The sequence below is a fragment of the Corynebacterium phocae genome (assembly GCF_008693075.1).
GTDB classification, from domain to species: Bacteria; Actinomycetota; Actinomycetes; order Mycobacteriales; family Mycobacteriaceae; genus Corynebacterium; species Corynebacterium phocae.
In genome coordinates, this window is record NZ_VXKJ01000054.1 from 1 (window position 1) to 12,373 (window position 12,373).

Annotated in this window: 7 protein-coding genes; all 7 read right to left on the reverse strand. The window is 53.2% G+C overall.

Features of this window, described 5'->3' with window-relative positions; translation table 11 throughout:
* Positions 1-203: 203 nt before the first annotated feature.
* Positions 204-701 (reverse strand): hypothetical protein, encoded by a 498-nt coding sequence (locus tag F4V58_RS12340; protein WP_150385833.1) that lies wholly within the window; start codon positions 699-701, stop codon positions 204-206.
* Between the two features lie 2,339 nt (positions 702-3,040).
* Positions 3,041-4,543, reverse strand: coding sequence for a replication initiation protein (locus F4V58_RS12345; RefSeq protein WP_084559846.1), 1,503 nt, complete (start codon positions 4,541-4,543; stop codon positions 3,041-3,043).
* A gap of 303 nt (positions 4,544-4,846) precedes the next feature.
* Positions 4,847-5,377: a hypothetical protein gene (locus F4V58_RS12350; RefSeq protein WP_157105786.1), complete on the reverse strand. Its 531-nt coding sequence runs from the start codon at positions 5,375-5,377 to the stop codon at positions 4,847-4,849.
* Between the two features lie 43 nt (positions 5,378-5,420).
* On the reverse strand, positions 5,421-7,013 hold the full coding sequence (locus F4V58_RS12355; RefSeq protein WP_075736776.1) for an LGFP repeat-containing protein: 1,593 nt from the start codon (positions 7,011-7,013) through the stop codon (positions 5,421-5,423).
* Positions 7,014-7,208: 195 nt separating this feature from the next.
* Positions 7,209-7,463 (reverse strand): hypothetical protein, encoded by a 255-nt coding sequence (locus F4V58_RS12360; protein WP_075736778.1) that lies wholly within the window; start codon positions 7,461-7,463, stop codon positions 7,209-7,211.
* Positions 7,463-8,047 carry a ParA family protein gene (locus F4V58_RS12365; protein ID WP_075736780.1) on the reverse strand — a complete coding sequence of 195 codons (585 nt, stop codon included), beginning with the start codon at positions 8,045-8,047 and terminating at the stop codon, positions 7,463-7,465. Before F4V58_RS12365 ends, F4V58_RS12360 begins: the two co-directional genes overlap by 1 nt.
* Before the next feature lie 106 nt (positions 8,048-8,153).
* A complete protein-coding gene (gene mobF, locus F4V58_RS12370; RefSeq protein ID WP_150385835.1) occupies positions 8,154-11,813 on the reverse strand; it encodes a MobF family relaxase in 3,660 nt (1,219 codons plus the stop codon).
* Positions 11,814-12,373: the final 560 nt, after the last annotated feature.

Sequence of the window (12,373 nt, forward strand, 5' to 3'; positions counted from 1 at the left end):
GGAAGACATAAACCTTGCCTTTCCGCGCCGTTGTTCGTGAAGCTGGCTAAGTATCTCTACTCCGAAGTTCTTTAGAGATTTGATTAACTTCTTTTTGAAGATTAATCAGCATCTGTGCTCCTTTAAAAGCAAGCAAAATTATAAGAACGGGAATTAAAAGAGTAGCCCCAATAACGAGGATTTCCATAAAACCAATCACATCCCTACGGTTTAATATTGACACATGCGTAGTTACCCCAGGTACTACCAACACGAACTCGACCACAGAAAGGCTTGTGCGCATCTAGGTTTTTATTAAGGCTAAACGTGTGTGTAACTCGGCCGGGAGCACAGTTCCCCCCAGCGGTTTCGGTGACTCGTCGCCCATTCTTATAGTAGGCAATCTCAAATTTATCAACGCACGCGTTGTTGTTAACAACGTTTTTACCTGGGAAGTATGCCACAGCCGCAGTTTTTACATTCAACCCACGGCCTTTTACATAGAGCCAGTTGGTCGCACCTACGCCACCCGGTGCCCACGATCCGCCATCTGCACTGCGCGGAGCGTAGCCATTGGAGTTCTGGCCTGGTGCTGGAGCAACAGCCTCCAGAACCGTAAACTCCCCTTCATTTACTTCGCTCGCATATGCATGTGGGGAGAGGGCTGTTACTACTGCAATAGACAAAGCTGCAATAGCTGTTTTAGGAGCTAGTATCTTCATGTTTCCTTCATTCGGTGCTTGGGCTGTTAAACAGCAACTTGAGTTCCGGGATTTAGCCACCTTATAGTGACTTGAAGCACACGCTAATAGACGGTTCCCCTACCGACAAGGGGGGGGGTAGACCATTTTTTTACAAAATCAGAACCTCATCTCCTTCGTCACTGTCTATCAACTACTTTCACCACTGGTTACCCGCTAAAAGCGAACTCGATAACAATTTGAAGCACAACGAGAACGGGGGTAATTCAAAAATTAGCAAGACGCAATGAACTGTATATCCTTCTAAGGTGTTCAATCCTCCCGGGGTATCTACCCAGCGTTTGGCTAATGAACTAAACCAAGACCACCAAAGCGCCCCAGCACAACCACCGTGCCGGAGCGCTTATGTCAGGGAATGGGGTCTCTACGAATTGGCCAGCAAGGAGCACAACCCTACGGTAGTAAAAACTGCTCCTATTTCCCCTGGTCGCACCGTGCGCCGAAAACCCGGCGCACGGTGCGACCAGGGGAAATGGCAAGGTACTTTTACGACCACGCTACGCGCCCGTTTAAGGCGTTCAACCTCCCCGGCGCACTCGTTCCCCTCTTAAGCACTCTCAAGAGCTCCAGCAGCGCCCTGGTGGCCGTAAAACCGCGCTTTTAAATCCCGCGCCCGCCACGGGTTGGGGGCATGGGGGCGCGCCCCCATCAGCAGCCGGGGTGTGGGGGCGTAAGCCCCTGCCGGTCTAACCATCACCCCGTGTGCAGAGTAGCGAGGGATAGCTTCCGCGCCCGGCTGGGTCGTTGTCTCCCCCCTCGTCTCAGATAAAAAGCTCAACGCCTGCCCACCTATCCCCGCAAGCCCTCGTTCACACAACCAAACCCAGGCGGTTTCTTCCGTCCCTACTTACCCCTACGTCTCAACCAGGAACCCCTATCCCTGCTACTTCATCAACCCCTAGAACCAAGGTTTCTAACCTCTCTACAAATCAAAGTTTTAAAGTGAAAAATAGTAATCACCGGCTACCGCCGGGGAACCGTATATTGCTTCCGGCATTATCCTTTTTTAGGCCGTCCTCTACCCGCGCTCATTCCAAACGCTTTACGCACCTGTTTAATCCGTGCAACCGACACACCGCACTCGCTAGCTAGCTCTTTAGTAGTCGGGGCTGCAAGCCCCTGGGCGCGTGCGTCCAAGATATGCATTTTTACCCGTGTTTCTAATAGCTCACCTTTCCTCTCCCGCTGCTTGTTTGCTGCTGCGAGTTTTTGGCGTTGGGCTTGTGCGTAGTCGCTGTTGGGGTCTTGCCAGCGTTTGGCTGCGGTCTTGCCACCTCTGCGCCCTAGGGTGGCTAGTGCTTTGCGTTCGCTGCTGGTGGCTTTCTCGCTTGAGTTGTGGGCTTTATAGACCGGGTTTGTGGAGGTGGTGACGTATCCGCGTACGCGTCTTGCCATGGTGAGTCGGTCTGCTACGGGGGCATGTCTTCTGGTCGCCCTGCTGCGCCGTGGGCTTGACCGATTAACCAATGCCCTAAAGCCAAAAGGAAACAGTCCGTCCATACTTGCGAACACGCTTACTCTCCAGGGCACCCGCTAAATGTTTCTTCTTCCTGATAGCGTGAAAGACGGTTCACGAAAGGCACTTCTTGATGTGGTGTCTAAAGTGGCTCCCTCGTCGGTGCGCGGTTAAGGCTCGCGCGTAGACGTGGGCTAGCTCTGCGCGCCTGTTAGGCGAGTGGACAGCCCTACGACAAAAGGGAGGTGATTCCCATGGGTAAACACTCAAGGGACACACCCGGTCGCAAAAAAGAAAACCCCGCTGCCACAGGACTCACAATCCTAAATGTGGCAAGCGGAGTGCTTAACTTTGCGGCCGCAATGGTGAGGTTCGTTGCAGCGATCCTTCACCAGGGCCTCTAAGGCTCGATAACCTCAACCGGCTAAACCCCGGTTGGGGTTATTTTTTACTACTTCAGCACGCCCACAAAATCTGTAAACCTGCTGTTGTGGCTTAAGTCTAACAGCCCACGCCCAAACCGCAAGCACCCCAACCACAACGCGCTACACGCCCGCCTAAGCCGTCACACACCCCGGCCGACTTCCCCGTTTGTACCCCTGGCTGTGTTTAACCACTCTCACGGCCACCTACGAACGCCTGTATGCAGTGGCGCGCTCCGCGCGGGGAAGATGGGAGGAAACTTTTTTCAACCACCCCTACCCAAACACTCACCAACCCCTCTTAGGTAGGCACTTCCCCTAGGAAGAAACACCCCCTACTACTAAAGGTTTTCTAATGAAAAATAGTAACCACCCGGCTACCGCCGGGGGAACCGTATATTGCTTCCGGCGGGTTACACGTTTTAGTCGATTAGCCCCACAACCCTAAGCGCCCGTAAATGAGCGTTTGCGGTCTTGCGAGTTATACCTAATTCGCGTCCAATAGCCGCGCCTGTAAGCGCCTTGCCGGTCTGGGCTAGCTCGGCAGCATAGACAGCTAAGACCCTCGCGCGGGTTTCGTTGCCTGCCAACTTCCTACGTTTGTTTGCTTCTGCGAGTTTTTGGCGTTGGGCTTGGGCGTAGTCGCCGTTGGGGTCGGTTTTTAGGCGCTCTGCGGTCTTCTTTCCGCCCCTGCGTCCTAGGGTGGCTAGTGCTTTGCGTTCGCTGCTGGTGGCTTTCTCGCTTGTGCTGTGGGCTTTGTAGACCGGGCTTGTGGAGGTAGTGACGTATCCGCGTACGCGTCTTGCCATGGTTAGTCGGTCTGCTGCGGGGGGCATGTCTTCTGCTCGCCCTGCTGCTCCGTGGGCTTGGGCGATTTTGTAGGCGTGTTCGTATGCGTCAATAATCGGTGCGTCTTTGAGTCGCTGCCCTGATTGGCGAAGCCGGTGGCCTGTTTTGAGTGCGTGCCTAAAGGCGGTTTCGTCTCTGGCTGCGGTGCCGGGTACGTGCTCGCCGTGGGCGTTGGTAGTTGGTGGGGTAATCCATAGAACGCGCACGCCGTCTATGAGTTCTTGGTCGTATTTGTCTAGGCGGTCGCCTAGTTCGCTTTCTACGTCCTGTGCCAGGGCTTTAAAGGCTTCTGCTTGCTCACGGCGGGCTTTGGCAGCATTGATAAGGTCGCGCCCACTGTCGAAGCGTTGTGGGGTCTTTTCGTGCTGGTCTAGTCCTGCCATATCGCGTAACTGCCTTAAAAATATCCCTAAGTGGACTACGTTCTTGTGCTGAAAGTACCAACGATAGGCGGTAGGTGATTTACCGGTGTAGAACGGGTTGCGGCTAAAGCGGTGGGCAAAGTTTGGATCGTGGTCTAGTAGCTGGCCTAGTGTTCGGCTGGTGGCTGCTAGTAAGTCCATGTGCCTAGACTTTCCAGACTCGTCTGCGTACACGGGGTCTATGAGCCATATCAGCTGTGCTTTCCCGCTTTGTGGGTTAATCCCTGCCCAAGATGGTCCAATGTGGGCGTCTACTAGCTGGGCGAGAACTTTTTTCACTGACGGTGCCAGATTAGACGGGTGCCCGCCCTCTGTGCCTGGCTGGTCTATATCTATGACCATCACCGCAGCGTGCTGCTTGGAGGTCAGTACCGCGTATTCACACTTGCCTAGGGCTTCGGAGTCTAGGCGGTAGTAGCGGGGCTTGGTGGTGTATCCGCTGCCGTCTGCGTTTTTTGTGGTGGTGTAGGACTTTTTAAAATCTCGGTCTACAGACGCGTGTATCACCTTTTTGCCTAGGTGAGCTGCTAAATCGTCCCGCTCTAGGATTCCGGCTGGGGTATCGTCTAGACCTCCCCAGTCAGCACGGAGGGAACGTCTTCCAACACGCTTGACGGTGAAGGTGCGTTGCTGCGGTACGTTCGCTAAACTCATGGGCAGTGCTTTCTCCCAGGTATAGACTGGGTGATAAGCGAAGGTCATCAGGCGGTCAACCTGGTGGCCTTCATTTTTTATTTGATTACCCGCCAGAATAACACCAATGTAACTTTCTTCCCCCACCACACTGGGCGTTTCACCTAATCCCCAACACCCGACGCAACACTAAGACGCTAAAGCGCTATAACACCTTAGCGTTTTAACATCTACAGGATATAACGCTTCAATTCTGAAGCGGAGATACTTTAAACCCCAATAAGCGTCCCTAATGCAATTAGAGATGCTTATGGAAAAGCGGGTTTACTTCAGAGAAGACCTCTTTTTTAGGGCTATAGCGACGAATACCAGGTTGGTCAGGGTTGTCAGCATTCCAACTCCAATGAAGGAAAGCATAACTCCTATCCCTTCCTGTGAAGGAGGGCCGTATGAGACACCTGCAGTATAAGCAATGGCGAGACCCATGGCGGTAAAAAAGGAAACCATCGGGACCCACGCCCAACTATCGGCAAGCTTGTAGATAACCAAGCCACTGAGAATAATCACCGTCAACCCACAGGCGACCACCTGCCAGATTGCCGGGTAAGGCATTCCGTAGCGCAAAATCACATCCGCAATTCCGGCCCTACTATTCCAGCTAAGCCATACAGTGAAAGAAACAAAACCAGCAAGGACAGCCAATAGCACACCGAGGAATACCCGCGACTTTGTGGCGCTATTTCTATTCTTCCAAGCAACAATAATAAGCGGGATACCAATGATGACTGCGAGGACTCCCCAAATCATCATTGCCGAGGAGAAGGTAGAAAAATTAAACCCTTCCCTTAGTTTCATATCACTGGACAAGTTTGTAGCTAATCTAAACAATTATATATCCTTATAGATTATCGTAATTCCATGCTGTAACAACAGTCCAATACACTTCACGCATTTTTTGACATCCATTCACGAGAGCGCCAATTCCGTAAACTGAACGGCAGACGCCCCCCATGTTCGCGTAAAGATCGCTGTTGCATCCTCCGTAGCCATTCCCATTATCATCAGCTTTATCCATGCACATATCATGTCTAGCACAAGCACCACTGAATTCTGCTGTTCTTCCCACACTAACCATCTTGTCCGGAGAATGAGAACAGTAGTCATGACGACGGATCCCATCCCTGATAGGCCAATTCGGGAGACATCCCCAGTAATCATAATTTGACGGTATCGTCACTCCACCGAATTCACTTCGTGTTGAGTCTTTAAGAGCACATTTACTAGCTCTAATATTTGACTGCATCTCATTACGGTTGAAGATGGACGAGTTGGGGTTTAGCTGAAGCATCTCCATAAGAAGTTTATTTACCGGCTTACCTCCCACATTTACCTCTCCTGCTTCTTCGAATTCGCGGCGTATGTCCATATCCGCCTTAGCAAACGATTGCCTAACCGCCACTGGAGCATCAGGAGAATTTACTGGTGAACCGGTCGGGTAGCCCCATTTTGAACCTTCGAAGCCCCCAAAAGCCCAAAGCTGGAGAGGAAGTCCTAATACCTCATGTGCTCCAGTCTGAGGAGTCCAATAGATCATGCCCCCTTCAAAAACGTTATAACGACCAATCCCATCAGGGGTTGTCAATTCATCACTGATGGGATAGCCAAGTTTGCTGTTTTGGGCACCCATGGATTGCCATTTGTCATAGATAGCGCCTTGGATACTGGCTTGCGTAGGAAGAAGCTCATTGTGAGTGTAAACATGTCCCCCTTGGAAGTCCTGCTTGTACCAAGCATTTCCCTGTGGAATGTCACTAGTAATGGGATACCCTAGGAATCCTTTTTCCCAACCATGCCGAGCCCAAACAACGGATACCGGAAGGCTTACCGTGTGCGCACCAGTAGAGGGGTGCCAGTAAATATATCCATTAATAAATTCAGAACGCTTTCCTACCCTGTCAGGGTTTGTCAGTTCATTAGACTTAGGGAAACCAAGAAAGCTGGTAGGGCCACCGATACTGTCATATTTCGTTTTAATAGCGCCACAAACTTGAAAATTCAACGGCCAGTAAACACCACAACCACGGCGCGCACTTACCGTACGAGCATTAGGATCAGCCAGCTGAGCTTCACGAATTTCTGCTTTATCAGCTTCGCCCTTATCAACGCCATGAGGAAGTTCTTCCCTATCCGAACGCATCTGACCGACAACTAGTCGCTTTTTGGGATGCTTCGTAGGGTACCATTCATTCTCACCTTGAGGATTAAGGTCTTCTTCTTCTTGAACCTGATTAACTTCATAGCCTTCAGCACCCGGGGGCGTTGGGAGTCCCCACTGAGAAAACGGTTCATTTTCAGAGTCTTGCTGTATCAAAATATCCTGGACAGGAGAGTAAATATCTGGAGTCTGCGCAACGGCTAATGCAGGATATATACCAATTAATAAGCCAGAAGCCACAAAGGATAACAGCTTGCGAGAAAGAAATCTCATCATATTCCTTAAGAGAGGTGAGAAACGGGAAACTAGATTCCTTCAATCTATACACGCAAAGAAGCACCATAGATAGGGTGAAACCAAAAATAAAACACCCCCTTACCCCCACTAAACACTACAACGCTTTAGTGTTGTAATGGTGAAATGTTACAACGCTATGACGCTTTAGTGCTTTAGCACTAAAGCGCTTTGGTGTTATGTGCGCTTGGTGGTCTTGAGGTAGTCGCGGCTTAGTTGTTCCATGAACATTGACAAGGTGGTGTGGTGCTTTGCTGCTGCGATTTTTAGCCCCTCCCAGGTCTCTGGGGTCAGGTAGATGGTGGTGCGCCTGCTTAATTCTCGGTCGCTGGGGCTAGTTAAGGTGCTGCGTACCGTGCGCGGGGTGTCGGTGGCTTTCGCGGGCTTTCTGATGGTGGCTGCAATCTGGTTGGTCTTTTTCTTCGGGGGCATTAGTCCATCTCCTCAATGTCTAGAATCTCTTGGCAGATGTCGGGGAATGTAAATAGTTCGGTGGGGTTGGTGCCGAATGCGGCTTTAAGGGCTTCGCGCTCAGGAATGAAGTTGTAGAACGTGGCCACGCCTTGGGACTCAAAGACTTCGCGGGTATCGCGGTAGAGCCGTCTGCGTTCTTGGACTCCAACAAGTAGCACCCCAGTCATGCGGTGCTCGACAGTCTCTAGGGTTGGCCACACACGATCGATGTCTATCGGGGTGGGGTGGGTAGGAATTATCACCAGGTCGGCAGTGTCGATAGCTGCCTGTATCTCTGCTGCTGTCCCTGGCGGAGTATCGACAATCTGCCAGCCGTCTACAACAGGTGCGCTACGCAATACCCGCGCGGTCACCGGCCGGATAGGAAACGGCAGCGGGTCACCGGTGGCGCTAGCTACCTCTGCCCACCGGGTAGCTGACCCTTGGGGGTCTGCGTCAAAGACTTCAACCGCTAGCCCCCTCGCGTGGGCTGCTGCTGCCAACAACACCGCACCAGTAGTCTTTCCCACCCCGCCTTTGGTGTGCACGAACGCTATCCGCATACTGCTTTTCCTCCCTTGCCCTCAACAACGCTAAAGCGCTATAACGCCATAACGTTGTTGACTCTACCAGCACATAAGCCAAACCAGGCGGAGAAACTCCGCCACGTTATAGCTCTAATCCACCGTCATTGTTGTTGCCCATAACCCAGGCTTGTTGCTCGCTTTCACCTGATGGATACCGTGATTGTTTTCTCCAATGTAGATCGAGTAGTTCTTGAGCGGTCATATCCTCAACCGGCCGATCGTCCATGTCGTAGTCCGGGCCTTGTTCTCTTTTCATCTGTAGATCGAATCGTTCCTGAGGTGTCATTTCCTCAACCGGCCGATCGCCAAAGTCATAGTCCTGACTGTCGTTGCCACGCTGGCGTGATTCCTGGGCGAGTCTTTCGCGAAGACTCATGCGCTCCTGGGGGTGTCTGTAGTTCTCGCCTAGATCGATACGTTGGTCGTTGAGGTGCTTTTTAACTAGCCCGGCAAGACTTATGCCCTCGGGTGGGCAGGGGGTCGAACCATTGCGCTGGCGGTACTCACGATCCCAGTCAAAGCCTAGGGTTTCACCTCCTAGCGGGCGGGCGGGAAGATTGCGCTGCTTGTTGAGATACTCCTCGATGACTGCCGTTTCTGCGTCTAGCCCCTCGACTTCTACCCGTAGCGGTTCAGCGTTGTCCTTAGCGCGCTGGTATTTCTTTTCTAGTTCTGTAAGCGCAGCGGTACTTTTTTCCCACTCGCCATATAGGTGCTCTCGGGTGCGCTTATACTCCTTTTCCTTTCGCCACTGGGAGAACTTTCCTAGCTGCTCAAATTTTGCGTCCAGCTCACGAATCTTCTTCTCCACCCGCTCTTGTTCTGATTGGGCATACCCTATATTCCGCTCAATGCTTTCTAGGTCACGGCGGACGTAGTAGTAGCGCTCATGCACACCAGATGAACGCTTGCGGCTTTCGGTGAGGTCATAGTGGGTAAACCTCGGGAACTCATCTTGTCGTGTCCCTGGCAGCCCTTTGAGTCCATACTCGGCAAATCTTCTAGCCCTATTCTTTTCGCTGCACTGCATGAACTTGTCCATCTCGGTGCCGGCAAACACATCGCGCCCGCTCCCGTTGATAAAACGCCCTAGCTCCCATTCCATACGGGCATGGCCATACACCGTCTGCGGGGTGTGATCTGCCCTATCTCTGCTGGCAGCACTAGCTAAAATATCGCGCGCGTATTCGACTGACTCCCGGCGCTTAACCGGGGTCGTGTTGCCGTGGCCGGTATCGCTATCGCCTGGCTGCACCTCGGCAATATACAAACAGTTGCCCTCACGCCCACGGGTCATAGGCACATACACACTTGCCCGGTCTAGGTTGCCCACACCTGCCACCACACGCGCTATATCCACGGTCGCGCCCTGGGCACAATGCCCAGTAGACGCGTAGCCAAGCTGCGTGTGCTCCTGTAAGTACTCAGCCGGTAGCGTCACTGTGACCTCTGGGTTGTGGTCACTAGCTGCAACAACTGCCCCAGTATCGGTAATGTCTTGAACAATCCAGCGTTGCCCGTTGCGCACCACGTCACCGGCGTTGGTAGTAAGTGAGTAGTCATTTCTGCGGGTCAAAATCATATCGCCCACGTAGCAATCCACACCGTCCGATAGGCCCGCCCACGCGTCCATGTCCAGCTCACCACGACCAGCGCGTATCTTCTGCGCTGCCGTGTTAAGCGCATGTACCTGCTGGCCAGTAGCCGCCACCAATAGCGAGTCTTTGCCCTGGCCGGTATCTTTTTCCCACCCGGCTAACGCGTCTTCTAACATCGCACTCACTGACCCGGCGTGCAGTCGCCCATTTCTTGCGTACCACTGCGCTGCCCTTTCGGTAAGTTCCTGCTCCCCGCTGCGAAGCCACTTAGACGCTTCACGCTCTTGCTCACTGCGCTGCCTAAAGACCTCGGTAAGCTCCACCGCGTCTGGCAACTCACGCGCCAAAGTCGCAAGCACCCCAGACCTGGCTTTCACCGCCGAATACTGACACGGATCCCCCACAAACACCACCCGCGCACCAGCAGCTTCAACAGTCGCCATAATGGCGTACATATCCGGACTTGCCACCATGCCCGCTTCATCAACAACGACAACCGTAGAACTATCCCACCCCAAAGCGCGGGCGCGTGCCCTCGGCCTAACCTTCTCGTCACGACCAAGCGCCCTGGCAATCGTCATGGACTCATGCGCCACCGACTCGCCCACCATCACATCAGCAGCCTTACCCGTAGGCGCAAGACCAATCACGGTCTTACCGGCGTTCTCCCACACCTCACGCGCAGCCTTAAGCGAAGAAGTCTTACCCGCACCAGCCGGAGCAACAACCACACTCGCCCGATAACTCGACTGAACAACCGTGCGCATAGCGTCCGCCTGCTCCTGCGACAACACCCCCTCAATCGGCACAATAGCGCTGGCATTGACACCCCTATGCGTCACCGAACTCGCCATTCTGACAATGCCCGACACCTCAGAGACAACCGATTTAGTCGTAAACCGAAGCGCACCCTCACGCTCGGTGTTATCAACCGCCCGCGACTTCTCCGGAGTCACCACCCACGCATCAGCATGAGCCAACGCTTCAGTAGCAAGCCCCTCAACTACCTCCGCCAACTTCTCACTAGCCACCACACCAACCGGCAAAAGCTCAGCGACTTTTTCCACCACATCAGCACGCGTAAACGTCGAACGCTCGTCAACAACCGCACCCAAAATCTCCTCAGCACTAGGCCACTCCTGCTCCCTGTGCTTGTCCTCCCCCGCGCGCAGCTGCGGCTTACAACCACCCAACAACCGCGCAAACCGCTGCACCTGCTTCGCAAACGGATTACTCAACCACCGCTCATAAAGCTCCTCGATGGCGATCGCCACATCTTTGGTTTGGCGAGTAATCTTTTGCGCCACACGCTGATAACCACCCCGCACCTCCAACCCGTTAGCCTGCTGCCACTGATCAATTTCCTGCGCACGTGTGGAAAATCTTTTGATCAGTTCTTCATCGTCAAGCCCAGCAATTTCCGCACAACCATTACTACGCTGCCCCCACTCAACACCTAAGTTCTCGGCCAAAATCTCGCGCAACGTTGCCTGATAAATCATTCCCGCAGCACGCGCTTCATGGAAAATACCCTTGGAATCTAGCGTGCGAACTTTACCGTCCTGGCACACCTGCCGGTTCGCCAAAAGCACGTGCGAATGAATGTGCGGGTCTCCCGCGCGTGACGTTCTGTGCTCATAACGCACACCAGAAAGCGCCGGAACTTTCTCAATAATCAACCGCTTTTCTTTTACCGTGGGGTCTTGCCTACGCGTATAGCCCGCGTGCTCGTGAAGATAACCCAACGCTGCCGACACCGCCTTATTGTGCGCACTATCAATGACCGCACGGACTGCTTCATCATCACTTAGCCCCCACAACACCGACACAGACTTCGGCGCACAAAACGTTAAATCAAACCCCGGAACACTCTTCTCCCCCGGCGCCCTGCCCAACCGCTCCCCGCTCGGCGCAACCACCTTGTTAAACCAATCCTGCACCGCGCCCCCGCGCAAAAACTCACCAGAAACCACGCCCAAACGCTTCGAGACTTCCGCAAAACTTTCCCGCGTACTCGCCACAACCCACGCCCGCCCAGGGCTAGAACCAGCTTCCGAATAGTACGAATCAGCCCCCGGCTCCCCCTCCACCGTGGACTCATAATAGGCAACCGAATGCGCGCCCATCTTCGCAATAGTCAACACCTCGATCACCTCCTCAAACCAAGCCAGAACCGCCCCCGCAACCACCGCGAAGCACTTTAGTGCCAATGTACCAAGAAAAATCAGCCCACAAGAAGCACCACAGCGAAACAAGCCGCAAAACCAGCAACCAAAGCCACAACGACAAGCTGGACGTGAACTAAAATGAGCTAAACCAAGACCACGAAAGCAACACCAAAGCGCCCCAGCACACCCCGCGCAAGAAAAATCCATCGGATACTGCGAAGCGGTATCCGATGGCCAGCAAGGGGCGAAGCCCCGCGGTAGCAAAACCACCACCAACTCACAACCACAAAAAGTGATCAGGCAGTAAGCAATAAACGGTTCCCCGCAGTAGCCGGTGGTTCTTTTCCTGTGCGAGAGATTAAACAGTTCTAGGTTCCATTGTGGCCCTGGGGGTATTTAGCTACGATGCCAGATACTTCCTCGCCCTAGAACGGCGCGGAAGACATAAACCTTGCCTTTCCGCGCCGTTGTTCGTGAAGCTGGCTAAGTATCTCTACTCCGAAGTTCTTTAGAGATTTGATTAACTTCTTTTTGAA

What these genes read in the sequence shown, in the direction of transcription:
- F4V58_RS12340 (WP_150385833.1), bottom strand. Translation starts at nt 701, where the DNA reads ATGAAGATACTAGCTCCTAAAACAGCTATTGCAGCTTTGTCTATTGCA.
- F4V58_RS12345 (WP_084559846.1), bottom strand. Translation starts at nt 4,543, where the DNA reads ATGAGTTTAGCGAACGTACCGCAGCAACGCACCTTCACCGTCAAGCGT.
- F4V58_RS12350 (WP_157105786.1), bottom strand. Translation starts at nt 5,377, where the DNA reads ATGAAACTAAGGGAAGGGTTTAATTTTTCTACCTTCTCCTCGGCAATG.
- F4V58_RS12355 (WP_075736776.1), bottom strand. Translation starts at nt 7,013, where the DNA reads ATGATGAGATTTCTTTCTCGCAAGCTGTTATCCTTTGTGGCTTCTGGC.
- F4V58_RS12360 (WP_075736778.1), bottom strand. Translation starts at nt 7,463, where the DNA reads ATGCCCCCGAAGAAAAAGACCAACCAGATTGCAGCCACCATCAGAAAG.
- F4V58_RS12365 (WP_075736780.1), bottom strand. Translation starts at nt 8,047, where the DNA reads ATGCGGATAGCGTTCGTGCACACCAAAGGCGGGGTGGGAAAGACTACT.